25 protein-coding genes and 3 pseudogenes are annotated in these 23,118 nt (G+C 59.8%); 17 read left to right on the forward strand and 11 right to left on the reverse strand.

All coding sequences use genetic code 11. The annotated features are described in order from the left end of the window. Nucleotides 1–27: 27 nt before the first annotated feature. The 5 genes from WMO24_RS13685 to WMO24_RS13705 form a co-directional block, all read right to left on the reverse strand. Nucleotides 28–219 (reverse strand): hypothetical protein, encoded by a 192-nt coding sequence (locus WMO24_RS13685; protein ID WP_349216915.1) that lies wholly within the window; start codon nt 217–219, stop codon nt 28–30. A gap of 11 nt (nt 220–230) precedes the next feature. Beyond that, nucleotides 231–458, reverse strand: a complete 228-nt coding sequence (locus tag WMO24_RS13690) for a hypothetical protein (RefSeq protein WP_349216916.1) — start codon at nt 456–458, stop codon at nt 231–233. A gap of 28 nt (nt 459–486) precedes the next feature. After that, complete coding sequence (locus WMO24_RS13695) at nt 487–924, reverse strand: hypothetical protein (RefSeq protein WP_349216917.1); 438 nt, start codon at nt 922–924, stop codon at nt 487–489. A 165-nt stretch (nt 925–1,089) separates the two neighbouring features. After that, entirely contained in the window at nt 1,090–1,365 is a 276-nt protein-coding gene (locus WMO24_RS13700) for a helix-turn-helix domain-containing protein (RefSeq protein ID WP_349216918.1), read from the reverse strand. Between the two features lie 258 nt (nt 1,366–1,623). Continuing rightward, nucleotides 1,624–1,902, reverse strand: coding sequence for a hypothetical protein (locus WMO24_RS13705; RefSeq protein ID WP_349216939.1), 279 nt, complete (start codon nt 1,900–1,902; stop codon nt 1,624–1,626). Here WMO24_RS13705 and WMO24_RS13710 point away from each other — a divergent pair. From WMO24_RS13710 to WMO24_RS13720, 3 genes are all read left to right on the forward strand, one after another. Further along, the gene (locus WMO24_RS13710; RefSeq protein ID WP_349216919.1) at nt 1,858–2,130 is read left to right on the forward strand and encodes a helix-turn-helix domain-containing protein; all 273 of its coding nucleotides are present in this window, start codon (nt 1,858–1,860) and stop codon (nt 2,128–2,130) included. The two genes, WMO24_RS13705 and WMO24_RS13710, sit on opposite strands and share 45 nt — an antisense overlap. Before the next feature lie 458 nt (nt 2,131–2,588). After that, nucleotides 2,589–2,762 (forward strand): transposon-encoded TnpW family protein, encoded by a 174-nt coding sequence (locus WMO24_RS13715; protein WP_002604472.1) that lies wholly within the window; start codon nt 2,589–2,591, stop codon nt 2,760–2,762. Between the two features lie 77 nt (nt 2,763–2,839). Beyond that, complete coding sequence (locus tag WMO24_RS13720; protein WP_002604471.1) at nt 2,840–4,513, forward strand: recombinase family protein; 1,674 nt, start codon at nt 2,840–2,842, stop codon at nt 4,511–4,513. 7 nt (nt 4,514–4,520) lie between these two features. Here the strand turns inward: WMO24_RS13720 and WMO24_RS13725 are convergent. The 5 genes and pseudogenes from WMO24_RS13725 to ppdK form a co-directional block, all read right to left on the reverse strand. After that, nucleotides 4,521–4,694: pseudogene (locus WMO24_RS13725) on the reverse strand (recombinase family protein); the annotation flags it as partial. Nucleotides 4,695–4,785: 91 nt separating this feature from the next. After that, a pseudogene (locus tag WMO24_RS13730) lies at nt 4,786–5,187 on the reverse strand (type IV secretory system conjugative DNA transfer family protein); the annotation flags it as partial. A 1-nt stretch (nt 5,188) separates the two neighbouring features. Then, nucleotides 5,189–5,536 (reverse strand): annotated as a pseudogene (locus WMO24_RS13735) (ParA family protein); the annotation flags it as partial. 450 nt (nt 5,537–5,986) lie between these two features. Beyond that, a complete protein-coding gene (locus WMO24_RS13740) occupies nt 5,987–6,850 on the reverse strand; it encodes a ParB/RepB/Spo0J family partition protein (protein WP_349216920.1) in 864 nt (287 codons plus the stop codon). Between the two features lie 315 nt (nt 6,851–7,165). After that, nucleotides 7,166–9,805 (reverse strand): pyruvate, phosphate dikinase, encoded by a 2,640-nt coding sequence (gene ppdK / locus WMO24_RS13745; RefSeq protein ID WP_435414091.1) that lies wholly within the window; start codon nt 9,803–9,805, stop codon nt 7,166–7,168. 250 nt (nt 9,806–10,055) lie between these two features. Here ppdK and WMO24_RS13750 point away from each other — a divergent pair, with 250 nt between their 5' ends. Genes WMO24_RS13750 through WMO24_RS13770 form a run of 5 tightly spaced genes read left to right on the forward strand, consistent with a single transcriptional unit; the run spans nt 10,056 to nt 16,445 of the window. Continuing rightward, entirely contained in the window at nt 10,056–10,775 is a 720-nt protein-coding gene (locus WMO24_RS13750; RefSeq protein ID WP_349216921.1) for a UDP-N-acetylglucosamine diphosphorylase, read from the forward strand. Beyond that, nucleotides 10,775–11,362 (forward strand): aminoacyl-tRNA hydrolase, encoded by a 588-nt coding sequence (pth, locus tag WMO24_RS13755; protein WP_349216938.1) that lies wholly within the window; start codon nt 10,775–10,777, stop codon nt 11,360–11,362. The genes WMO24_RS13750 and pth overlap by 1 nt, the downstream gene beginning before the upstream one ends. Further along, complete coding sequence (locus WMO24_RS13760) at nt 11,355–11,879, forward strand: hypothetical protein (protein WP_349216922.1); 525 nt, start codon at nt 11,355–11,357, stop codon at nt 11,877–11,879. The genes pth and WMO24_RS13760 overlap by 8 nt, the downstream gene beginning before the upstream one ends. A 10-nt stretch (nt 11,880–11,889) precedes the next feature. Further along, the gene (gene mfd / locus WMO24_RS13765) at nt 11,890–15,366 is read left to right on the forward strand and encodes a transcription-repair coupling factor (protein ID WP_349216923.1); all 3,477 of its coding nucleotides are present in this window, start codon (nt 11,890–11,892) and stop codon (nt 15,364–15,366) included. Then, nucleotides 15,366–16,445 carry a hypothetical protein gene (locus tag WMO24_RS13770; RefSeq protein ID WP_349216924.1) on the forward strand — a complete coding sequence of 360 codons (1,080 nt, stop codon included), beginning with the start codon at nt 15,366–15,368 and terminating at the stop codon, nt 16,443–16,445. The genes mfd and WMO24_RS13770 overlap by 1 nt, the downstream gene beginning before the upstream one ends. Nucleotides 16,446–16,519: 74 nt before the next feature. On the opposite strand, the gene WMO24_RS13775 is transcribed toward WMO24_RS13770, so the two are convergent. After that, nucleotides 16,520–17,146, reverse strand: a complete 627-nt coding sequence (locus WMO24_RS13775) for a flavin reductase (protein ID WP_349216925.1) — start codon at nt 17,144–17,146, stop codon at nt 16,520–16,522. Nucleotides 17,147–17,270: 124 nt separating this feature from the next. Here WMO24_RS13775 and WMO24_RS13780 point away from each other — a divergent pair, with 124 nt between their 5' ends. The 9 genes from WMO24_RS13780 to WMO24_RS13820 form a co-directional block, all read left to right on the forward strand. Continuing rightward, the gene (locus WMO24_RS13780; protein ID WP_349216926.1) at nt 17,271–17,939 is read left to right on the forward strand and encodes a transaldolase family protein; all 669 of its coding nucleotides are present in this window, start codon (nt 17,271–17,273) and stop codon (nt 17,937–17,939) included. An 83-nt stretch (nt 17,940–18,022) separates the two neighbouring features. Beyond that, the gene (locus WMO24_RS13785) at nt 18,023–18,499 is read left to right on the forward strand and encodes a DUF5662 family protein (protein ID WP_435414097.1); all 477 of its coding nucleotides are present in this window, start codon (nt 18,023–18,025) and stop codon (nt 18,497–18,499) included. Between the two features lie 214 nt (nt 18,500–18,713). After that, the gene (locus tag WMO24_RS13790) at nt 18,714–18,926 is read left to right on the forward strand and encodes a hypothetical protein (RefSeq protein ID WP_349216929.1); all 213 of its coding nucleotides are present in this window, start codon (nt 18,714–18,716) and stop codon (nt 18,924–18,926) included. A 15-nt stretch (nt 18,927–18,941) separates the two neighbouring features. Then, nucleotides 18,942–19,472 carry a DUF6291 domain-containing protein gene (locus WMO24_RS13795; protein WP_349216930.1) on the forward strand — a complete coding sequence of 177 codons (531 nt, stop codon included), beginning with the start codon at nt 18,942–18,944 and terminating at the stop codon, nt 19,470–19,472. Then, on the forward strand, nt 19,469–19,774 hold the full coding sequence (locus WMO24_RS13800) for a replicative helicase loader/inhibitor (protein WP_349216931.1): 306 nt from the start codon (nt 19,469–19,471) through the stop codon (nt 19,772–19,774). The genes WMO24_RS13795 and WMO24_RS13800 overlap by 4 nt, the downstream gene beginning before the upstream one ends. Then, the gene (locus WMO24_RS13805; protein WP_349216932.1) at nt 19,758–19,934 is read left to right on the forward strand and encodes a hypothetical protein; all 177 of its coding nucleotides are present in this window, start codon (nt 19,758–19,760) and stop codon (nt 19,932–19,934) included. The genes WMO24_RS13800 and WMO24_RS13805 overlap by 17 nt, the downstream gene beginning before the upstream one ends. Beyond that, entirely contained in the window at nt 19,931–20,242 is a 312-nt protein-coding gene (locus WMO24_RS13810) for a hypothetical protein (RefSeq protein ID WP_349216934.1), read from the forward strand. Before WMO24_RS13805 ends, WMO24_RS13810 begins: the two co-directional genes overlap by 4 nt. Nucleotides 20,243–20,328: 86 nt before the next feature. Beyond that, a complete protein-coding gene (locus WMO24_RS13815) occupies nt 20,329–22,731 on the forward strand; it encodes an HNH endonuclease signature motif containing protein (RefSeq protein WP_349216935.1) in 2,403 nt (800 codons plus the stop codon). A 15-nt stretch (nt 22,732–22,746) separates the two neighbouring features. Continuing rightward, the coding region (locus tag WMO24_RS13820) for an SMI1/KNR4 family protein (protein WP_349216936.1) at nt 22,747–23,118 on the forward strand (372 nt) is incomplete at its 3' end.

The raw sequence follows: 23,118 nt of genomic DNA on the forward strand, positions 1-23,118 counted from the left end.
CGCGGTCTCGGGGACCGCGCCCTCTTTTTAACATTTGGAAAGTGTTTGTTGAAAATCTTCGGCCGCTTGCCAGGTCAGGGCATAGCTGCCGTCGGCCTGTTCAAACACCGCGGAAAGGCGGCAGCGGCCGGCGGGGCCGGGGTCGACCACCGCGCAGGGGGCTTCGGCGGTCAGGGTGGCCAGCACCCGGCGGTCCCAGCCGCGGATCTCCACATGCACACAGCCCCTGTTCAGGGCGGGGGAAAAGACGAACCGGCAGGGCTGACGCAGGCGGACGACCCTTCGCACGGTGCCGGTGCAGCCCGAAAAGCGGGCCTGGATGCGGGGCCTGCCCAGGCGGGGGCTTCCGCGTACAGCAGGGCCCGTTTGGTGTTCAGCACAAGCCAGCCGCTGCGGTACAAAACGTACAGCAGGCAAACCAGCGCCCCGGCCAGGGCGGCGGGCAGAAAAACTTCCAAACAGTGTTCCCCCTTTCGGCGGCGCGGGCTACTGCGCCGGTTCCAGAACCAGAATTTTTTCGCCGGGGCCGAAGGAGAAGGTCACGGCGGTGGAGGGCAGCAGGCGGTCCTCCTGGATGGTCAGGTAATATTTGGGGTACGTTCCCACTTCCACAAGGGCCCCGTCTGCAAAGAACAAAAGGCGGGCCCGGTCTTCCCGGGTGCTTCGGGGAACGGAAAAGGTCAGGCCGTAGGTCTGTTTCAGGCCCTCGCCCGCGCTGAACACGCCCCGGTCGATGTACACTTCCTCCCAGTGGAACCCGGCGAACAGCGCGCCCATGGTCACGGTCTGCCCGCTGACGGCACAGGCCCGGGCCATCTTTTCAAAGCGGGCGAAGCGGCACGGCCAGGACGTGGCGGCAAAGACCGTCACAAGCAGGGCGCCGGCGCACAGAAGCGCCGCGCCGGTGCGGCGGATTCGCAGCAAGGTCCCTCACCGTCCTTTCGGTTTTTCGCCGGCGGAAAAACATCTCTCTGCCCCGATGATACCACACCCGGGGCGGGTTTTCCACCGCCGGGGTGCGGGTTGTGGAAAACAGGCGCAAAAAATCCGCGCGTTCCCTGAGGGAGCGCGCGGAAGCTTCGGTCGGATTCAGCGGGCCGGGTAGTCGTTTTCCGCCGCTTCGCCCACCAGCCATTCCATGGAGACGTTCAGTGCCTGCGCCAGAATGGAAAGCTCCAGGTCGTACACGTGGCGCTGATTGTTCTCGATACGGGAGATGATCAGCTTGGTCATGTCCTGCGCGCCCATCAGCTGAAGTTTGCGGGCCAGGTCCTCCTGCGTCATGGGCGGTTTTTGCAGCGCCCGGCCCAGCCGCACCCGCTGCGCGCACAGATTGCCTTGCGCCCTGCTCCTTCTTTTGGACATCGCCCGTTCCTCCTGATGCGTTCTTCGCACAAATCTACTGTATTGATTTTATCCGGAAATGGAACGCAAATCAGAACAAAAGCGATATTTTAAATCCAATTTGGATACTTTGTAAAAAAATAGCGCAAAAAAAGAACCCCCGGGGTTCGGGGGTTCTTGGGAAAACGCTTATTTGCGGCTTTCCTTGATGGCTGCCTGCGCCGTACATACCTTGTGTATATAACGATGTACATTTTGAATTAGAGCTGTCCGGGCAGCTCACCGACGCAGGCTGCCCGGAAAAGGGATGGTGTGCTCCTCCCCATCAGCAAAAGGACCAAAGTGTAATTTACTATCCATAGAGCAGGTCGTGTACTTCCTCTGACCGGCTAAATTCAGAAAGGCAACTGTGGGCTGCGGAGAAAAGTCCAAGCACCAAGCAAAGCGGGAATCAGACAGTGGTGTAACCTGTGAAACAAAGAGATCAATGAAATCCTCGCTTACCAGACCGTCATGCATTTCAACTGCTTCGCACAACGCTGCCTCAATGGCTTCCATAGGAAGTCTGAAAATCTGTTGCCGTTCCCTGTCATTTCCGCAGCGGCAAACGGCGACACAACCGCCATGTGCGCGATCTTGAAGCACTACGAGGGTTACATAGCGAAACTTTGTACCCGCACGCTGAAAGACGACGCGGGCAATACCTATTCCTATGTGGACGAGGAAATGCGTAACAGGCTGCAAGTGCGCCTTATTACCCGCACCCTTGCTTTTCATGTAGGATAATCTTTTAGCCCATGCGGGGAGCGTGTCCCCTTTCCACGCTTCCCGTTATGGGCTATTTGTCGTTCCGCAAAAGCATATCCGCTGTTGATGTGCTTTTGCAGGCCGACAAAGCCTATTGTTCTTTGACAAAGAAAGCGGCCTTTGGTGCGCAGCATAACAGGCAAACGGGTACATTCCGTCTGTACCGAGCCAGTCGGCGGGTACGCCATGACAGCTTTTCCCCATAGGGGAAAAGCCGAGCGAGAACTACCGCGCCGTAAAACAGGTTTAGCAGCTTGTGGGCGACGACATACAAGGCGGCACAATGATACTCCCGCGTTGAACACCCTCAAAGTATTGCGCGGCGCACCCATAAGCATGGGCCGGGGTGAAACTCCCGTGAGGTTGCAGCTAACAACCGCCCGTTTTTGCCTTTTGACGAATATAGTTTATCCATACAGGAAAAGGAGGTTTTTCTAATGGATAAAAAACAGACAATTACAACCGAACGCAAAATAGGGAAAATCACCTATCTTGTTCAAGCGTTGCCGAGTGAAAAGGCAACCGATACAATCCATAAAAAGATTGAGAAACTCATTGTAAAGGATTTGCAGAAAAAGCCCGGAAATCCGGGATTTTTAGCGTCCGAGTAGTGCATTAGGCGGCGGGATATGGTATAATGATAGCAACACATTATACCTGTTTATTCGGCTGTCGGAAAGGAGGACTAATGTTACAGTCGAATAAAATCACCGCCCTTTACTGCCGTTTAAGTCAAGAGGATATGCAAGCCGGAGAAAGCGGAAGCATACAGCACCAAAAAATGATACTTCAACGCTATGCGGACGAACACCATTTTTTGAACACAAAGTTTTTTGTGGACGACGGATTTTCCGGCGTGAGTTTTGAGCGCGAGGGGCTGCAAGCGATGTTGCAGGAAGTGGAAGCCGGACGAGTGGCGACGGTCATTACCAAAGACCTTTCCCGTCTTGGCAGAAACTATCTGAAAACGGGCGAACTCATAGAGATTGTATTTCCCGAAAACGGAGTACGCTATATCGCGATCAACGACGGAGTTGACACAGCGCGGGAGGATAACGAGTTTACCCCCTTGCGGAACTGGTTTAACGAGTTTTACGCCCGCGACACAAGCAAGAAAATCCGCGCAGTTAAACAGGCACAGGCGCAAAAAGGCGAGCGCGTCAACGGGGAATATCCATACGGCTATATCCCAGACCCGAACAACCGCCACCACCTTATACCCGACCCGGAAACCGCGCCGATTGTCAAACAGGTTTTCGCTATGTTTGTTAGCGGCGTGCGTATGTGCGAAATCCAAAAATGGCTTGCGGAAAACAAAGTCTTGACGATTGGAGCGTTGCGCTATCAGCGTACAGGACAGGCGCGGTATCAGCGGGCAATGATCGCCCCCTATACTTGGCCGGACAAAACGCTCTATGACATATTAGCAAGGCAGGAATATTTAGGGCATACCATAACCGCGAAAACTCACAAGGTATCCTACAAGTCGAAAAAGACCCGGAAGAACGAAGAAGAACAACGCTATTTCTTCCCAAACACCCATGAGCCGCTTGTTGACGAGGAAACCTTTGAACTTGCGCAAAAGCGGATTGCTACCCGCCACCGCCCGACAAAAGCAGCGGAGATTGATATTTTTTCCGGCTTGCTGTTTTGCGCTGGTTGCAGACATAAGATGTATTACCAACAGGGCGTAAATATCGAGCCGCGCAAGTTTTCCTATTCTTGCGGCGCATGGCGCAACAGGGCAAGGACAGGCAGCGAGTGTACCTCTCATTATATCCGCAAAAACGTACTTCTTGATTTAGTGCTGGAAGATATGCGGCGGGTTTTGCGGTATGTTAAGGAACACGAACAGGACTTTATCTGTAAAGCTACCGAGTACGGCGACATGGAAGCGAGAAAGGCATTAGCGCAGCAGCAAAAGGAACTTTTCAAAGCACAGGCGCGTATGACCGAACTTGACACGCTTTTCCGCAAGCTGTATGAGGACAACGCATTAGGCAGACTGACAGATGAACGGTTTGTGTTTCTAACTTCCGGCTATGAGGACGAAAAGAAATCCCTTGCCGCAAGGATAGACGAGTTACAACAGCAGATCGCAACCGTTACCGAGCGAAAAAGGGATATATCAAGGTTTATTCAGATTGTCGGGAAATACAGCGACATACAGGAATTGACCTATGAAAACGTCCATGAGTTTATCGACCGTATTTTGATACATGAATTAGACCGGGAAACCAACACCCGGAAAATCGAAATCCATTATAGCTTTGTCGGACAGGTTGATACCGAGCAGGAGCCGACGCAAGTTGTCAACCATGACCGCCGCAACATGGTAGATGTAAAAAGTATCGCTATCTAACCCCAGCAAAACGGGTTCCCGATACGCCATCATCGGTGAAGTGGGTGGGGTTCGGTAGACCATTCCGGCGGGCATAGTCCTCTAACATCTTTTTCTGGTTGGAGATGGAATTGCTCTCGCCCTGTAACTCATCATCACGGCTCAAACGCTCATACAGAGGAGTGATTTTCTCGTTTCTCATGGCTGTACCTCCTGAAATGAAAATGCTCTAAGTGACTGCTTCACTAACCATGACAAAAACCATGATTAAGAAGTCACTTAGAGCATACATCTCCTGCGGCCAATTTGTATTTCTTGTACTGGCGTACCGCAAAGTGGTGAGGGTCACGGGATTCCAGCTCGTCGAACATCAGGTCAACGGCGTTTTTGTATTCCTCGTCATCCTCCCGGACTTCCATGCTGTTTATCATCTCGATGAGGGTGGAGAAGTTTTGCTCCTCAATGGGGGCCTCATAGTGGATGTACCCAATCAGGGCACAGTACAGCAGCGTTTCCGCCTTGACCCAAAAATCGTCCCCGGCCTTGCCCTCACCCTTGGTGTTGGCGATCAGCGTGGTAACCAGCTTCAAAATGTCCTTCTCCGAGTGGATGTAGGCAAAGGGGTTGTAGTGCATGGACTTCTTGAAGTTGATGGTATTGAGGACCTTGATACGGTAAGGCTCATAGATGACCTTACTGCCGCAGGATTGTCTCTCGGCTCATGGCGTTCACCAGAGAGACCTCCATGCCGGAGAGCTGGATGTCAGCGGGCATCAGGTCAACGCCCTCCGGGTGATGCAGGATACCCTCGCCGGGGCGCAGCGGCTCGTCCATCAGGATACGGCCCATCGCGTCGGACAGGGTAAAGGGTAGCTTGTCCGGCTGGTGGTGGCCCAGGCTGATGGTCAGACTTCCTTGCGGGTCCCCGTCGATCAGCAGCACTTTCTTCCCGGCCTGTGCCAGCCCGATACCCAGATTTGCGCAGGTGGTTGTCTTGCCAACGCCGCCTTTCTGGTTGGCGATGGCGATAATTTGTGTGTTCATTTCAGTTTCCTCCTGTGTCTTGAACAGAAGATGGAATGTAAAGAGGGTAAACTATCCCCTTGGGTTTTCTTAAAATCAAGAACATTTCGGCATCCTTTTGATTTAGGATTCATTTATCACGGTTCTGTACCGGACACTCCCATTGCCTGCGACGCTTTTAACGCTCGGACTGTGGCTGAGTGTAAGTTTTCCCCCTGTCCCTGGATCGTGGCCTCAAGTTATCAAGCTCTTTACCGGCGATAGGGAAGTCGCTCGACCCGTAGGTGTCATGGCGTATCACCGGAGTGGCTCTCCGAGGGACGGTTGTACCTGATGTTCTTCTGAATTTTCAAGGTCCATGAGATGTAACTCTCACTTGTAGGCCACGGCAGAGGCCGTTTGTTGCGCAAAAAATAAAAAAAGGAGCAGAAAATTTTTCTGCTCCCTGTTGTGACAAGGTATAACAACCTTTTATTGTGTGTAGCCACGCTTTTTACTCCAATTTCTAATCAACAGTAAAATCGTGTTGTGCATCTGTTCACTATTGTAATGCGAGGGGAAATACTGCTTGATTTCTTCTTCTTCAACAATCATCGGCTCTCTCTGGTTTGGTTTCTTTTCTGATAAGATACAAACCAAGTAATCTTCTGTAAAGTCTGATTCACTGGCCTTTTCTCGGATGGCTTTTGCCTGAGAAATAGATGGGGTTGCTTTTAGTGCTACCATTACCTTATATAGTAACTTCTGTTGCTTCTTGTCCAAGTAGGAAATAGATACTGCTGGATTCAATGCCATTTTTCGATTATCAACCATTTCAAGAATTTCTGGTATCAATTCAGTAAGACGGATATAGCGAGAAATTTGGTTGCGACTTTGACCGACTTGTTCAGCAATTAACTCTCTGGATTCTTTTCCAACACACTTCCGCCCAAGTTGGGCGGAAGTAAATCCTTTGCGCCCCTGATGGCTCATAGCTGCCAACTTCATTTTGTATGCAAAGGCTCTTTCACTTGGGAGAATCGTCTCACGCTGAAGGTTTGCATCTACCATGTTTACAACTGCCTCATCATCCGTCATAGACCGGACTAAAACAGGCATCTCAGAGTAACCCAATACTTCACAAGCCGCTTTGCGTCGATGACCAGAAATTAGTTCATAGCATTCCGCACCAATCTGGCGAGCCACCGCTGGATGAATTACACCGTGAATTTCAATGCTCTCAACAAGACGCCGAAATTCCTCATCGTCTCGTACCTGAAAGGGATGATTCTTAAATGGCTTCAGTTGTTCCAAGGGAATGTTTTTTACTGCTTGCCTTTGATCGTCTCGTCCCATAATGGCCCCCTTTACTGAAAGCTGAATTCGTCCAAAATTACGGAACTGGCTGCTGTGAAAATAGCAGCGAGCATGGACAAAATGTATTTTTGAAATCAGAATACATTTTTGCGTTCCCGTTTAGATTTGTACAAACAGCCCAAAATAGCAATAAAAAACCCCCGCACATTGCCCAATTGGGAATGTACGGGGGTTTTGGCGATTAGATATAAACCTCCACGGTCAAATCATGCCATTTTGACGGTTTTATGCCGTATCCATGGGATTTATAGAAGGTTTGCGCTTCATCAAATCCAATGGTGAATGACAGAACTCTTACTTGCGGGGGTTCTTGATAGCAGCCTGCGCGGCTGCCAGACGCGCGATGGGTACACGGAACGGAGAGCAGGACACATAGTCCAGGCCCACACGATGGCAGAACTCCACGCTTGTGGGGTCGCCGCCGTGCTCGCCGCAGATGCCCAGACCCAGCTCCGGACGGGTGGCGCGGCCCAGTTTCGCCGCCATCTCCACCAGCTTGCCCACGCCCTTCTGGTCCAGGTGCGCGAACGGATCGGACTCGTACACTTTGTTGTCGTAGTAGTAGTTCAGGAACTTGCCCGCGTCGTCACGGCTGAAGCCGAAGGTCATCTGGGTCAGATCGTTGGTGCCGAAGGAGAAGAACTCCGCCTCGGTGGCGATCTCGTCCGCGGTCAGGGCCGCGCGGGGGATCTCGATCATGGTGCCGACCTCATACTTCATGTCCACGCCGGCCTCGGCGATCAGCTTGTCGGCGGTGGCGACCACCACGTCCTTGACAAACTTCAGCTCTTTCACTTCGCCCACCAGGGGGATCATGATGTGGGGAACGATGTTCAGGCCCGTCTCTTTGTGCACATTGATGGCCGCGTTGATGACCGCGGTGGTCTGCATTTCCGCGATCTCCGGATAGGCGACCGCCAGACGGCAGCCGCGGTGGCCCATCATGGGGTTGAACTCATGCAGGCTGGCGATGACCGTGTTCAGGTGATCCACGGTGATGCCCAGGTCTGCGGCCAGCTCCTCGATCTCCGCCGGTTTGGTGGGCAGGAACTCGTGGAGGGGCGGGTCCAGATAACGGATGGTCATGGGACGGTCGCCCATCACCTTGTACATGGCCTCGAAGTCACCCTGCTGATAGGGCAGGATCTTGGCCAGGGCTTTTTTGCGGCCTTCCACGTTCTCGGCCACGATCATCTCGCGCACGGCTTTGATGCGGTCCGCCTCGAAGAACATGTGCTCGGTGCGGCACAGGCCGATGCCCTCGGCGCCGAAGTTCACGCCCTGCTGCGCGTCGTGGGGGTTGTCGGCGTTGGTGAACACCTTCAGGGTGCGGGCGACGTCGGCCCACTCCATGAAGCGCTCGAAGTCGCCGGAGATGGAGGCGTCCGCCGTGGGAATGGCCTCGCCGTAGATGTTGCCGGTGGAGCCGTCGATGCTGATCCAGTCGCCCTCGTGATAGGTCTTGCCCGCCAGGGTGAAGCACTTGGCGTCGTAGTCCACCACGATGTCGCCGCAGCCGGACACGCAGCAGGTGCCCATGCCGCGGGCCACAACGGCCGCGTGGCTGGTCATGCCGCCGCGCACGGTCAGGATGCCCTGAGCCACCTGCATGCCCTCGATGTCCTCGGGGCTTGTCTCCAGACGGACCAGCACCACTTTGGGCATTTTGCCGCTTTCCACGTACTCTTTGGCGTCCTCAGCGGTGAAGACCACCTGGCCGCAGGCAGCGCCCGGAGAGGCGGCCAGACCTTTGCCGATGACCTGGGCCGCCTTCAGGGCCGCCGGGTCAAACTGCGGGTGCAGCAGGCTGTCCAGCTGCTTGGGCTCCACGCGCAGAACGGCCTCTTTCTCGTCGATCATGCCTTCGTCCACCAGGTCCACGGCGATCTTCAGCGCGGCCGCGGCGGTGCGTTTGCCGTTGCGGGTCTGCAGCATGAACAGCTTGCCGTTCTCGATGGTGAACTCCATGTCCTGCATGTCTTTGTAGTGGTTTTCCAGCCGCTGGGCGATCTCCACGAACTGGTCATAGACCTCGGGCATTTCCTCATGCAGCTTGGAGATGGGGGACGGGGTGCGGATGCCGGCCACCACGTCCTCGCCCTGGGCGTTGATCAGGTACTCGCCGAACAGGGCTTTCTCGCCGGTGGCGGGGTTGCGGGTGAAGGCCACGCCTGTGCCCGAGCGGTTGCCCGAGTTGCCGAAGGCCATGCACTGCACGTTGACCGCGGTGCCCCAGTCGTAGGGGATCTCGTTCATGCGGCGGTACACGTTGGCGCGGGGGTTGTCCCAGGAGCGGAACACCGCCTTGACGGCCTCGATCAGCTGCTCTTTCGGGTCAGAGGGGAAGTCCTTGCCCATTTTCTCTTTGTACAGGGCTTTGAACTTCACCACCAGGGCTTTCATGTCGTCGGCATCCAGGTCGATGTCCTCTTTGACGCCCTTGGCTTGTTTCATCTCGTCGATGATCTTCTCAAAATCGGATTTGCTCATCTCCATGACCACGTCGCTGAACATCTGCACGAAGCGGCGATAGGAGTCGTAGGCAAAGCGGGGGTTGCTGGTCAGCTTGGCCAGGCCTTCCACGCTCTCGTCGTTCAGGCCCAGGTTCAGAATGGTGTCCATCATGCCGGGCATGGAAGCGCGGGCGCCGGAGCGCACGGACACCAGCAGGGGGTTGTTCACGTCGCCGAATTTTTTGCCGGCGATCTCTTCCAGCTTTCCGATGTACTCGTAGATGTCGGCCATGATCTCCTCGTTGATCTGACGGCCGTCCTTGTAGTACTGGGTGCAGGCTTCGGTGGAAATGGTGAAGCCCTGGGGCACCGGCATGCCGGCCCGGGTCATCTCGGCAAGGTTAGCGCCCTTGCCGCCCAGGATCTCGCGCATGTCCTTGTTTCCTTCGGAAAACAGGTACAGGTACTTTTTCTGACTCAAGATTCTCTACCTCCAAACAATTTTCTGCGCACAAAAACACAGGCGAAAAAAATTTGTCTTTTCGCACTCAATATTATAACAAAAAGATGCGCGCCTGACTACCGCGAATTGACCGATTTTTGGCCCTTTTTCGGGCCGGTTTTCAGAGAAATGGGGAGATTTCGGCGCATCGCCCCGTTTTCCTTGCGGAAAAGTGCGTTTCGTTGTACAATAAGTTCGTATAGTCTTTTTTGGAAAGCGGGGATTCTGCATGACGAAACAAGAGCTGGAACAGCGGCGCGCAGCCTATGCCGCCACCCTTGAAAAACACCTGGCCGCGGGCGTGGAATTCTATGTGACCGACGGCATTCTCATTGACGAGAGCGTGGAGATCGCGCCCGGCGCGGTCATTCTGCCCGGCACCATTCTGCGGGGCGCGACCAAGATCGGCGCAAACAGCGTCATCGGCCCGAACGCGCTGCTGGAGAACGTGACCGTGGGCGAACACGTGAAGTTCAACGCCAGCCAGGGCTACAACAGCGTCATCGACGACGGCGCCAACATCGGCCCCTTCGTGCACATCCGGCCGGACAGCCACATCTGCAAAAACGTGCACATCGGCGACTTTGTGGAAGTGAAAAACTCCACCGTGGGCGAGGGCACCAGCGTGTCCCACCTGACGTATGTGGGCGATTCCGACGTGGGCAAATACTGCAACTTCGGCTGCGGCGTGGTCACCGTGAACTACGACGGCGCGGCCAAGCACCGCAACACCATCGGGGATTACGCCTTCATCGGCTGCAACACCAACCTGGTGGCCCCGGTGACCGTGGGCGACGGCGCCTACACCGCCGCAGGCAGCACCATCACCGAGGACGTGCCCGCCGGCGCTTTGGGCATTGCCCGGGCGCGCCAGCAGAACAAGCCGGGCTGGGCCAGGGCCAAGCTGGAAAAATTCATTGAGAAACAGAAGAAAAAGCAGGAGAAATGATGTTCTTTCAAAAACCTTCGGGCGTGGAATTTTTGATCGCGGGGCTGGGCAATCCCGGCGCGAAGTACGCCGGCACCCGCCACAACGCCGGGTTCGACGCGCTGGACTGGGCGGCCCGGCGCTGGGGCATCCGGGTGGACAGGGCCAGGTTTGACGCCCTCACCGGCACCGGCGAGGCCGCGGGCCACAAGGTGCTGCTGCTGAAGCCCCAGACCTTCATGAACCTGTCGGGCCAGGCGGTGGGCAAGGCCGCCGCCTTCTACAAGGTGCCCGCCCAGAACGTGATCGTGCTGTTCGACGACATCAGCCTTGCGCCGGGCCGTTTGCGGCTGCGCAAAGCGGGGTCCGCCGGGGGGCACAACGGGGTGAAGAGCATCATCTCCCAGATCGGGCAGGAGTTTCCCCGGGTGAAGATCGGCGTGGGCGCCAAGCCCCACCCGGAGTACGACCTGGCCGACTGGGTGCTGAGCCGGTTCACCCCCGACGAGCGCAAGGCCATGGAAGCGCGCTACGACGACGTGGCCGACGCGCTGGAAATGATGATGAAAGGGCAGTTTGAAGCTGCGCAGAGCCGATACAATGGATAAAAAACAACGTTACGACGTGTTTCTATTGGTGTTTGGAGGAATGTTTGCGGCGGGCTGCGCCTGGGTGGGGCTGTGCCCCAGCGCCTGGGTGCTGGCGCTGGCGCCGGTGCTGGGGGCCCTGGGTGCGGCGGCCAGCTGGTGCGTTTTGGCGCGGTTTGCGCTGTGCCGGCGGGAGGCCTGGCTGGAAAAAAGTTTTACAAGACCCCTGAAGCTGCTTTTGTGCCCGCTTTTGTGGCTTTTGTACACGCTGGCGGTGCTGGGGCTGGCCCCGGCCGCGCCCGCGGGCCAGGAGGACCTGGCGGCGGCGCTGGCGGTGCTGGCGGGCCTGGCGGGGGTCGTGGCGGTGCCCCTGGTGCTGGCGGGCTGCGGCGCGGCGGCGCTGGTGAGCGCCGCAAAGCACATGAAGCGCGCCCAGGGAAGCGTATTGTACCGGGAAGGCCCCTTTGCCGCCGCGCTGATCTGGTGCGTGGGCATGGCGGGGCTGGTGATCGCGGGCGGATTTTATCTTTTGGTGTGAGGCGAGGACGATGCTGACAGAGCCGCTGAAGCGGACGGCGGAATACAGGCGGCTGCTGGCCGACGTGACGGAAGGCCCCGGGGTGACGGCGCTGTTCGGGCTGCCGCCCGCGGCCCGGGCCCAGGTGCTGACGGCGCTGTGCCGGGACACCGGGCGCCCGGCGCTGCTGCTGTGCGCCGGTGAGGCCGAGGCCACCCGCATGGCCGCGGACGTGAGCGCCTTCGGCCTGCCGGCCGAGGTGTTCTGCGCCCGGGACTTTGTGCTGCGCCCGGTGGAGGGGCTGAACCACGAGTACGAGTACCGCCGTCTGTCGGTGCTGGGCAACGTGGTGGGCGGCCGCACCCGGGTGGTGTGCGCGGGCGTGGAGGGCTTTTTGCAGCTGACCATGCCCCGGGACGAATTTTGCGAAAACACCCTGACTGTGCGGCCCGGCATGGAGATCGGGCTGGCGCAGCTGACCGCGCGGCTGTTCGGCGCCGGGTATCTGCGCCGCAGCCAGGTGGACGGCCCGGGCCAGTTTTCGGTGCGGGGCGGCATCGTGGACCTGTACGCCCCCGACATGGAAAAGCCCTGCCGGCTGGAGTTCTGGGGGGACGAGGTGGACACCATCCACACCTTTGACCTGGTGAGCCAGCGCCGGGAGGACCCGGTGGAGAAGATCCACCTGTCCCCGGCCCGGGAAGTGCTGTTCGGCGACGCGGCCGGGGCGGCGGCTTTGCTGCGGCAGGCGGCGGGCCGGGCCAAGGGCCGGGCCGCCCGGCAGCTGGAGGCGGCCATGGAGGACGATCTGGCCCTGCTGGACGGCGGCGCGCTGCCCACGGCCATGGACAAATATCTGGCGGTGCGGTACGAAAAACCCGCCACCGTGCTGGAATACCTGTCGGACCCGCTGCTGTTTTTCAGCGAGCCCAGCGCCATCCGGGAGAGCGCCCGGGCGCTGGAGGCAAGGTTCGGCGAGGAGATGAAAGGTCTGTTCGAGCAGGGCATTCTGGCCCCGGGAATGGACCGTTTTTACGAAGAAGCGGCCTTTTTGTGGCACGCGGCCCAGAAAGGGCGCACCGTGGCGTGCGAAAACTTCGCCCGCACCATCCCCCAGCTGACCCTGCGGGACACGGTCAGCGCCCAGGCCAACGCCCTGCCCCCCTGGTCCGGGGAGGTGGGCGCCCTGGAAGAGGAGCTGCGAAGCCTGCTGGAGCGCAAGTACGCGGTGGCGGTGCTGGCGGGCACCCGCCGCGCGGCCGAGGCCCTGGCCCGGGACCTGCAGCGGGACGGCTTTTCCGCCACCGCCTTGGACGGGCCCTGCGACGACGCGGCCCCCGGCACCGTGGCGGTGCTGGAAGGCCACCTCAGCGCCGGGGCGGACTATCCCTTCGCCCGGCTGGCGGTGTTCACCGGCCGGCGGCCCGGCCAGCAGCCCGCCAAAAAGGCAAAGGCCAAAAACAAGGGCCTGTCCAGCCTGACGGACATTCAGCCCGGGGACTACGTGGTGCACCAGAACCACGGCATCGGCCTGTACGCGGGCATTCAGCGGCTGGACTTGCAGGGCGTGGTCAAGGACTATTTGAAGATCCGCTACGAAAAGGGCGACACCCTGTACGTGCCCGTCACCCAGCTGGACCTGCTCAGCCGGTACACGGCCCCCGGCGACAGCGACCGGGTGAAGCTGTCCAAACTGGGCGGCGAAAGCTGGAACAAGACCAAGAGCCGGGTGCGCAAGGCCACCCAGGAGATGGCCAAGGAGCTGATCGAGCTGTACGCCCGCCGCCAGCAGGCCCGGGGCTTCGCCTTCCCCGAGGACGGCGAGTGGCAGCGGGACTTTGAGGCCCGGTTCGAGTACGACGAGACCCCGGACCAGCTGCAGTGCGCGGCCGAGATCAAAAAAGACATGGAAAAGCCCTTCCCCATGGACCGGCTGTTGTGCGGCGACGTGGGCGTGGGCAAAACCGAGGTGGCGCTGCGGGCCGCCTTCAAGTGCATCATGGGCGGCAAGCAGGTGGCCATTCTGGTGCCCACCACCATTCTGGCCTGGCAGCACTACACGGGCATTCTGTCCCGGATGGAGGCCTTCCCCGTGAAGGCGGGGCTGCTGAGCCGGTTCGCCACCCCCAAGCAGATCAAGGACACCCTGAAGGGGCTGGCCGCGGGCACCGTGGACATTGTGGTGGGCACCCACCGCCTGCTGCAGAAGGACGTGAAGTTCCGGGACCTGGGGCTGGTCATCATCGACGAGGAACAGCGGTTCGGCGTCAAACACAAGGAAAAACTGAAAGAGAATTTCATCGGCGTGGATCTGCTGACGCTGTCGGCCACGCCCATCCCCCGCACGCTGAACATGGCCATGAGCGGCGTGCGGGACATGAGCACCATCGAGGAGCCCCCCGTGGAGCGGCGCCCGGTGGAGACCTACGTGCTGGAGCACGACGACGGCATCATCGCCGAGGCGCTGCGCCGGGAGCTGGACCGGGGCGGCCAGGCTTATTACATCCACAACCGCATCGACACGCTGGAGCGCTGCGCCGCCCATCTGGGCGAGATGCTGCCCGGCGCGCGCATCGCCACGGCCCACGGCCGCATGGACGAGGCGGCGCTGTCCCGGGTGTGGCAGCAGCTGCTGGACGGCGAGATCGACATTCTGGTGTGCACCACCCTCATCGAGACCGGCGTGGACGTGCGCAACTGCAACACCCTGGTCATTGAGGACGCGGACTACATGGGTCTGGCCCAGCTGTACCAGCTGCGGGGCCGGGTGGGCCGGTCGGGCCGCAAGGCCTACGCCTACTTCACCTTCCGGCGCAGCAAGGTGCTCACGGACGTGGCCGCCAAGCGCCTGTCCGCCATCCGGGAGTTCACCAGCTTCGGGTCGGGCTTCCGCATCGCCATGCGGGACCTGCAGATCCGGGGCGCGGGCAACCTGCTGGGCCAGAGCCAGCACGGCCACATGGAGAGCGTGGGCTACGACATGTACGTCAAGCTGCTGAATCAGGCCATCGCCCAGGCCAAGGGCGAGCCGGTGAAGGCCGACAAGAGCGACTGCCTCATCGACATCACCGTGGACGCCTACATCCCCGAAACCTACATCGAGGACCCGGCCGGCCGCATCGAGGCGTACAAGCGCATCGCGGCCATCCAGAACAGCGACGACGCCTCCGACGTGCTGGACGAACTCATCGACCGCTACGGCGACGTGCCCGCCAGCGTCACGGGTCTGGTGGACATCAGCCTCATCCGGGTGCAGGCGGCCCGGCTGGGCGTGTACGAGATCAGCCAGAGCCGGGACGCGCTGCTGCTGTATTCCGACCGGCTGGACATGGCGCTGCTGAAGCCCCTGTTGCAAAGCATGGGCCGGCGGCTGCTGGTGAACGGCTCCGGCAAGCCCTATCTGTCGGTGCGGGTGCAGCCGGGGGAAAAGCCGCTGGAGGTGCTGCGCATGGCGCTGGAAAAAATGGACGAGGCCGCGTCTTGCAAAGACGGCGGCGCCGGGCTATAATGAAATGTACGATTTCCGTTTGGGAGGGAACGATGTTGAATTTGAAACGATGGACCGCGGCGGTGCTGTGCGCGGCGCTGGGCCTTGGCCTGAGCGCGTGCACGCTGAAAACCCCCGCCAATGTGATGACGGTGGACGGGGTGCAGGTGCCCGCGGGCGTATATCTGATGTATCAGCTGAGCGCCTACACCGAGGCCGAGAGCCTGGTGGAGGACGGCGCCACCGTGCAGGACGGCCAGATCGAAGGCCGGGACGCCGTGGACTGGGTGCATGAAAAGACCGTGGAAGATCTGCGCCGCTGGGTGTGGATCGACCGGGAGTTTGAGGCCCAGGGCCTGAAGCTGGAGGGCGACGAGCTCACCGAGGCCCAGAGCCAGGCTGCCTCCCATTACGAGGCCACCGCGGACTGGTACGCGGACAACGGCATCGGCGCCGCGTCTTACGAGACGTTCTATCTCACCGAGACCAAGTACCAGATGCTGTACGAAGCCTGGGCCGAGACCGCACACAAGATCAGCCTTGAAGACGCCGAGGCCTACATGGACGAGCACTATGTGAACATCTCGTCTCTGGTGCTGCCGGTCAGCGATGACGAGGGCAACCAGGCCACGGACGAGGCCCGCAACCAGATCGACACCTATGCCAGGGAGCTGACGGACGCCCTGAACGCGGGCGGCACCCTCAGCGAGCTGGCCGAGGAGACGGTGAAAAAGGCCTGCGAGGCCGTGGGCCGCACCTACGACGAGGAGAGCACCCTGTCCAGCCTGATGATGACGGGCTTTGCCAGCGACGACAGCAACGGCTACTTCTCGGAAGAAGTGGTGCAGGCGCTGCGGGACCAGGACGTGGGCTATGCCATGCTGCAGACGGAGCTCAGCGCGCCGGTGATCTACCAGCGCGTGGCCAACTATGCGGACGACGAGGAATTCGAGAGCATGTACTATGTGCAGATCGAGAACCTGATGAAGCAGGAGCAGTACCAGCAGCTGGCCACCGAGGGCAGCAGCGGCTACGCGGTGGAAGAGGACGCGTCCGCGGTGAAGACCTATGCGGTGAAGAACATCAAGGAAATGGAATAAGCGCTTTTGCCACGGGCCGAAAGCCGCGGTAAAAAACAGAAAGGCCGGAAGGGCGCTGCCCTTCCGGCCTTTTTTCAAATCTTCTCAAACACGCTGGCGGGCTGCTTGCACACCGGGCAAACAAAGTCCGCGGGCAGCTCCTCGCCCTCGTAAATGTAGCCGCACACCGTGCACCGCCAGCCCGACGCCTTGGGCTGCGCCTTCTGGTAGCTGGACGCTTTCGGCGGCGTCAGCCCCTTTTTCACCGTGTGGTAATAGGCATACGTCATGCTGGGTGCGCTGCTCAGCACCTCGCAGTCCGTCACCTCGGCCAAAAACAGCAGGTGCGTGCCCACGTCCCAGCACTCCAGCACCTTGCAGGCGAACCGCGCGTTCACCCCTTCGTTCAGGTAGGGCGCGCCGTTCTCATCCACCCCGTAGGACACCTGGGCGAATTTGTCCACCTCCCGGCTGGAGCGGAACCCGAACAGGCTGATGGTGTCCATGGGCACGTCCTGGGTCAGCACCGCCGCGGCGAAAAAGCCCGACTCCCGAATGGCCTCGGCCGTGGTGTTGCCCTTGTTCACCGCCACCGTCACCCGGGCCGGCTCGGCCGTCACCTGGGTCAGGGTGTTCACCACGCATCCGCAGGCGCGGGTGCCGTCCATGCTGGAGATCACATACAGTCCGTAATTCAGTTTGAAAAATGCAGTCAGATCCATTGCACAACCTCCTTTGGCTGAGTTTCTGGTTTCAGCATAGCCAAAACCGGAAAAAATTACAAGTCTTTTTGACTTGCGCACGAAAAAATCATACAATAAAAGGCAGGAAAGGCGGTTTTGCGGTATGAAACTCATCATCGACGACGCGAACATCGAAAAAATCAAACAGCTGTATGAAACGTTTCCCGTGGACGGCGTGACCACCAACCCCAGCATTCTGGCACGCGCCGGCGGCGACCCCCACCGGGTGCTGCGGGGCCTGCGGGATTTTCTGGGCTCTGAGGGCGAGCTGCACGTGCAGGTGCTCAGCACCGACGCAGAGGGCATGGTGGCCGAGGCCGGGCGCATCCGGGCCGAACTGGGCGAAAACACCTACGTGAAAGTGCCCGTCACCCGGGAAGGGCTCAAGGCCATCCGCCTGCTGGCGGCATCGGACTGCCGGGTGACGGCCACCGCCGTGTACACCCAGATGCAGGCCTTTCTGGCGGCCAAGGCCGGGGCCGTGTACGCCGCGCCCTATGTGAACCGCATCGACAATCTGGGCGGCGACGGCGTGGCCGTGGCCCGGGACATTCACGAGCTGTTCCAGAAAAACGGCCTGAAGACCCAGGTGCTGGCCGCCAGCTTCAAAAACTGCCGCCAGGTGCTGGAGCTGGTGCGCTGCGGCGTGGGGGCGGCCACCGTCAGCCCGGAGGTGCTGGAGGCCTTTTTGAAGCTGGACGCGGTGGACGCCGCGGTGGAGCGCTTCCGGCTGGACTTTGAGGGCCTTTGCGGCGCGCAGGCCACCCTGTGACGCCCGCAGACCACAGCAAGGAGGCGTTTTCCGTGCATCCATGGGCACATTTTCGCACCATCTGCCACCACAAGCGGCTGGTGATGCGCCACTGTTTCCGGGTGGGGCTTTACTGGCAGGGCCTCACCCACGATCTGTCCAAGTTTTCCCCGGTGGAGTTTTTGCCCGGCGCCCGCTATTTTCAGGGCACCCGCAGCCCCAACGAGGCCGAGCGCGAAGCCCTGGGCTACAGCGCAGCCTGGCTGCATCACAAGGGCCGCAACCGCCATCATCTGGAATACTGGATCGACTACCAGCCCGGCGGCGACCACACCATGAACGGCATGCCCATGCCCAAAAAGTACGTGGTGGAGATGCTGTGCGACCGCATGGCCGCCAGCAAGACCTATCTGCGGGACGCCTACACCGACCGCGCCGCCTACGACTACTACATGCGCTCCCGGGACCATTACCTCATCCATCCGGACACCCAGGCCCTGCTGGAGCAGCTGCTCACCATGCTCAAGGACGAAGGCGAGGACGCCACCTTTGCCTACATCCGCGCCCACGTGCTGGGGTGAGGGAAAGGGGCCGGGCGGTTGCTGCGCGAACCAAAGGGCTTCCACGGCGCCCAAAAAAGCCGGTTGGCCGCGTCACAGGACGCGGCCTTTTTTGTACCCTGAGAGTTGCATAAAGAGAAAATTATAAAATAAAAGTTGCGGAATGCTATTGACTTTGGGGGCAGAATGGGGTATTCTTGGGTCAGAGAGTTGCACAAAGCAACTAAAAAGCGGGATGTGGTGGCTTGAAGCAACTTACAAATTTTTGAGCACCGGCGAGCCGGAGCAGTTCCGGGGACGGCGGTACGCCTTTGACCCGCTGGCGGACGCCCGGCCGGAGTTCTGCTGCCCGGCCTGCGGGGCGCCGGTGTACCAGGGCGAGCGGTATTTTACAGACGGAAGGGGCCGGGTCATTGCCTGCGAGCACTGCCCCTCGGCGCTGGCGTAAGGGGGGAACAAGCGTGTGGCCAGAGAGTTTTTTCAGGCGTATCACAGTTATCTGGAGGCCATGGAGCCGCTGACCGACGAGGAGTGCGGCCGCCTGTTCCGGGCGCTTCTGCGGTACAGCGCCGCAGGGCAGCAGTCGCCTTTGTGCGGAAACGAGCGTTTCGTCTTTCCCGGCATGCGTCAGCAGATCGACCGGGATATTCGTTCCTACGAGGAAAAATGCAGCCGAAACCGACGCAACGGCGCGCTGGGCGGGCGGCCGAAAACCGAACGGTACCGAACGCCCCCCAAGGAGAAGGAAAAGGAGAAGGAGAAAGAGAAGGAAAAGGAGAAGAAGATGTTTACGCCGCCCACCCTTGCCCAGGTACAGGCGTACTGTGCCGGGCGCGGCAGCCCGGTGGACCCCCAGCGCTTTGTGGACTTCTACACGGCCAACGGCTGGCGGCTGGGGCCCAACCCCATGCGGGACTGGAAGGCGGCTCTGCGCACCTGGGAGCGGCGGGGCGCGGCGGCGCAGGAAAACCCATTTTTGCGGGAGGATGTATGACAAGGCAGGAAGTAAAGCAGCTGATGGCGCAGATCCGGGCGGCGTGGCCGTCTTTCTACAGAGACGCGGACGCCGACACCCTGCGCACGGCCATGGACCTGTGGGCACAGGCGCTGGAGCAGCTGACCGCCCGGGACGCCCGGCGGGCGCTGGCGCTTCTGATGCGGGAGAGCCGGTACCCGCCCACGGCGGCGGATGTGTGGCAGGCAGCGCAGCGTCTGCGGCCGCAGCTGGCCGCGCGGCCCGCGCCGGTGTTTCACCCCATACAGGAAAGGAGCGACCCACATGAATCAGAACATTGACCCCCGGCGGCGACTGGTGCGCATGCTGCGCCGGTGCACGCCGCCCACCGACCGGGAGCTGGCCCGGCGCTGCCCGTACCGGCACTGTGCCTGGCGGCGGGACGGCGCGCCGGTGTGCGTGCTGCCCGTGTGTATGCGAAAGAAGGAGGGAAGACCATGACCCGGCAGGATCTGGAGCAGTACGAGCGGTTCTGGCGGGCGAACCGCAGCATTGCCGACCGGCTGGACGAGCCGGAAGGCAGCGATTACCGGGCGAACCGGCGGTTCATGCGGGCGGTGGAGCGAGCCATTGCCCGGGTGGAGGACCCGCTGGAGCGGGAGGTGCTGCGGCTGCGGTACACGGATTTCCGGTACGACCGGCGCATGACCTGGCCGGAGGTGACAGCGCAGCTGTACCCGGGCCGTCAGCCGGACCGCAAGACCATGTACCGGCTGCACCGGTCGGCGCTGCGCCACTTTGAAGAATAGCCCCACAGGCGGCACGCAGTGCCCCATCCAACGCCTTGTTTGTCCCTTTGGCCGATTTCTAGAATGGGCCAAAAGGGGGAGGTTGGATGGAAAAGCGCAAGCGAAAAAAACGATGGCCATGGGAAGAGGAGGATGAGAAAAAAACAGCGGCGCGGGGCGAAAGTGCTCTGGCGCCGCAGGAAGTCCGCGTTTCGGACCGGGCACAGAAGCTGCCCAATGTGTGGGATGTGCTGAATGATATCCGGGCCGGGCGTGAGGAGAAGAGCCGCACGTCGAAGGACGGGGAGAAGACGCGCAGACAGCCCAACGTGTGGGACGTGCTGGACGACATCCGGGCACAGCGCGGGGAGAAGCAGGCGGAACTGGATGTTCGGAAACAGGCAACCCCGTGGACGTTTCAGGCCCGCCCGCTGGATGAGACCGGCAACGGAGCGAAGACGGATCGGCAGACGGCGGCGGGGATGATCCGGCCTGAGGAGATCATCCGCTGGTGGGGCCCCACCACGGAGCCGGCGGCGCAGGCAGGGCAGGAGCTGGTCAGGGGGGCGCAAGAGCTGGCAGACAGCGAGGCGTTCCGGGATGTAATCACCCGATGGGCGACAACGCCGGACCCGCAGGTGCAGATGTACCAGCAGATGGGGCAGACGCTGGCAAAGAAATTCATAGAGGAAAGAGAGCAGAAACGGAACGTTCCGTTTTCCATTCCCGAAGACGATCCCCGCCTGGCCGCACAGGAGGAGATTAAGAAAGAGCTGTATCCCCTCTACGATGTCCCGGTGCCTGTTTACGATCCGGAGGATTCCCGGCCCTACGAGACGAGGAAGGCTGAGAAAGAGGAAATCATCCGGGAGCTGGAAGAACGGTACGATGCACTGGATGTGAGCATGTCCGCTGATCGGATAGCGGTTATGGAGGCGATTCTGGGACCGGATGGGCTTCGGAAGCTGGCTCTGGATCGGCAGGAAATTCTGGAGGAATTCCGTCGGTCGCCCAATTACGCGATTCTGTGCAAGGATTACGATGACATTACAGCCGAAGAGTACGCCCGGTTGAGCGACGAAGAGATCCACGCATTGAACCGGCTGCAATTTATGTTGCGCGAGATGGCCGAGAACAAGCTGGCGGAATTGCTGGACCCGGAACAGATTTTGGGATTCGATTTTGCCACAGATGCGGGATGGAAAGAAACAGCGCTGGGAAAAGTGGAGCGGCGGTGGCAGGAGGCATGGGCCGCCGCACAGGGAGACATCGACCAGGCCACGCTCATCGCGATGAAACGGCAGACGGCGGGACTGATTCCGGGCACAGAGGTCTACGATCGGGAAGTCCGGCACTTCGTGCTGAACTATTTTTCGCCGGACAGCGAGCTGTATCAGGCCGCGCTGCTGTATACGATGATCGATGGAATGGCCTTAAAAGACCTGGACGCATTCTCAACCGGCTTTGACCATACGATGGCCAGCGCACCGGAGGCGGCCATTTATCTGGGCAGTTCCATGCTGGGCAGCGGGCAGGAAGCACAGCGCGTTCTGGATGGATGGGCCGTTGCGGATCAGGTGCAGCGACAGGCGCCGATGGGCTATGCGGCCGGAGCTTTGGCCGGGAATGCCGTGCTGTATGCAGTCCCGGGCAAGGCGGTCGAAAAAGGGGCGGCCGCGGCGCTGGCGCCCTTCATCAACACACCGGCAAAGGCGTTCGGTGCGTCGGTGCTCAGTCAGACCGCGGCGGATTTGATGCTGCAAACGCCGGAAACTGTGGCCCGTGGTCTGTCGCAGGGCCTCACGCCGGCCGAAATCAGCGAGCAGGTCCTCATGCAGCAGGGGATGAACCTGCTGCAGAACGCGGCCATGACCGGCGCCGAACAAATGTTCCCGCTGCTTTTTGGGAAAAAATCCAATCTTGACACAGAGAGCCGGCTGGCAGATAATGGAATCAAAACAGGTACAGAGTTTACGTACCGTGTGCCCGAGTCTGCTGTGTGGGACAGTGTGGAGACACAGCAGGCGCTGGCAAACATCGACGCCTGCCTGCAGAGGAACGGCAACTTTGACGATGTTCTGGACGACTACGCCCAGATCTACGCCGTCAATGTGCATTCCAACAAAAAGTGGTCGTGGGAAGAAGATGTGCCGGACGGCTTGAATGTTAAAAATTATCAACAGAGAGAAATCAAGGCTCGGGCTGTTGAACTGGGACTGATTCCCGACGTTGAAGTCAAAAAGCAGCCGGGCATGCGGTACGGCGTTGCGGACTTCCGGTCCGCGGGGCTGGTGTACCGGACGGCGCAGCTTCCCAAGGAGATGTGGGGATGGAGCAATGCCCGCCAGTTCAAGTGGCTGAACGAGCAGGTCGGCGGCCCCTTCGAGGGGTTTACCTGGCACCACTCGGAAATCCCCGGTCTGATGGAGCTGGTGCCTTCGGGAATACACAACGTTACAACGCACAACGGCGGGCGAAGTCCCGGCATGTGGGCGGAACTTTTAAAGTGAGAGAGGAGAGAAAAGATGCTGCATTTAAAAGGGGAAACTGTTCTTTACCCGCTTCCCAAAGAGGAGCGGATTCAGAGATATGAACGATACTGGGGCGTCCGGTTTCCGGATGACTACCGGGAATTTCTGAAAACCTACAACGGCGCGGAGCCGGTGGAAAAAAGCTTTGAGGCGATCGGGCATCTGTTCGCGCTGACGCGATTTTTCTGCGTGTTGGAGGATTACAAGGAGCGGGATGAGGGCTGGTACGATCTGATGGTAGTAGAAGCGCCCATGACGGAGTTTCTGACCAGGGACCCGGATTCGACCGCGGTGGAGCTTGCGCCCATCGGGGAAGTGTTCGGAGAGTGCTTTTTGTGCCTGGACTACCGGCAGGACCCGGAGCAT

It is taken from the genome of Ruthenibacterium intestinale (genome assembly GCF_040096265.1).
GTDB lineage: Bacteria > Bacillota > Clostridia > Oscillospirales > Ruminococcaceae > Ruthenibacterium > Ruthenibacterium komagatae.

Bases quoted from the DNA above. Each gene is read 5' to 3' on its own strand.
- WMO24_RS13700 (WP_349216918.1), bottom strand. From the start codon at position 1,365: ATGTCCAAAAGAAGGAGCAGGGCGCAAGGCAATCTGTGCGCGCAGCGG.
- WMO24_RS13710 (WP_349216919.1), top strand. From the start codon at position 1,858: ATGCATTTCAACTGCTTCGCACAACGCTGCCTCAATGGCTTCCATAGG.
- WMO24_RS13705 (WP_349216939.1), bottom strand. From the start codon at position 1,902: ATGGAAGCCATTGAGGCAGCGTTGTGCGAAGCAGTTGAAATGCATGAC.
- WMO24_RS13715 (WP_002604472.1), top strand. From the start codon at position 2,589: ATGGATAAAAAACAGACAATTACAACCGAACGCAAAATAGGGAAAATC.
- WMO24_RS13720 (WP_002604471.1), top strand. From the start codon at position 2,840: ATGTTACAGTCGAATAAAATCACCGCCCTTTACTGCCGTTTAAGTCAA.
- WMO24_RS13740 (WP_349216920.1), bottom strand. From the start codon at position 6,850: ATGGGACGAGACGATCAAAGGCAAGCAGTAAAAAACATTCCCTTGGAA.
- WMO24_RS13750 (WP_349216921.1), top strand. From the start codon at position 10,056: ATGACGAAACAAGAGCTGGAACAGCGGCGCGCAGCCTATGCCGCCACC.
- pth (WP_349216938.1), top strand. From the start codon at position 10,775: ATGTTCTTTCAAAAACCTTCGGGCGTGGAATTTTTGATCGCGGGGCTG.
- WMO24_RS13760 (WP_349216922.1), top strand. From the start codon at position 11,355: ATGGATAAAAAACAACGTTACGACGTGTTTCTATTGGTGTTTGGAGGA.
- mfd (WP_349216923.1), top strand. From the start codon at position 11,890: ATGCTGACAGAGCCGCTGAAGCGGACGGCGGAATACAGGCGGCTGCTG.
- WMO24_RS13770 (WP_349216924.1), top strand. From the start codon at position 15,366: ATGAAATGTACGATTTCCGTTTGGGAGGGAACGATGTTGAATTTGAAA.
- WMO24_RS13775 (WP_349216925.1), bottom strand. From the start codon at position 17,146: ATGGATCTGACTGCATTTTTCAAACTGAATTACGGACTGTATGTGATC.
- WMO24_RS13780 (WP_349216926.1), top strand. From the start codon at position 17,271: ATGAAACTCATCATCGACGACGCGAACATCGAAAAAATCAAACAGCTG.
- WMO24_RS13785 (WP_435414097.1), top strand. From the start codon at position 18,023: ATGCGCCACTGTTTCCGGGTGGGGCTTTACTGGCAGGGCCTCACCCAC.
- WMO24_RS13790 (WP_349216929.1), top strand. From the start codon at position 18,714: ATGTGGTGGCTTGAAGCAACTTACAAATTTTTGAGCACCGGCGAGCCG.
- WMO24_RS13800 (WP_349216931.1), top strand. From the start codon at position 19,469: ATGACAAGGCAGGAAGTAAAGCAGCTGATGGCGCAGATCCGGGCGGCG.
- WMO24_RS13805 (WP_349216932.1), top strand. From the start codon at position 19,758: ATGAATCAGAACATTGACCCCCGGCGGCGACTGGTGCGCATGCTGCGC.
- WMO24_RS13810 (WP_349216934.1), top strand. From the start codon at position 19,931: ATGACCCGGCAGGATCTGGAGCAGTACGAGCGGTTCTGGCGGGCGAAC.
- WMO24_RS13815 (WP_349216935.1), top strand. From the start codon at position 20,329: ATGGAAAAGCGCAAGCGAAAAAAACGATGGCCATGGGAAGAGGAGGAT.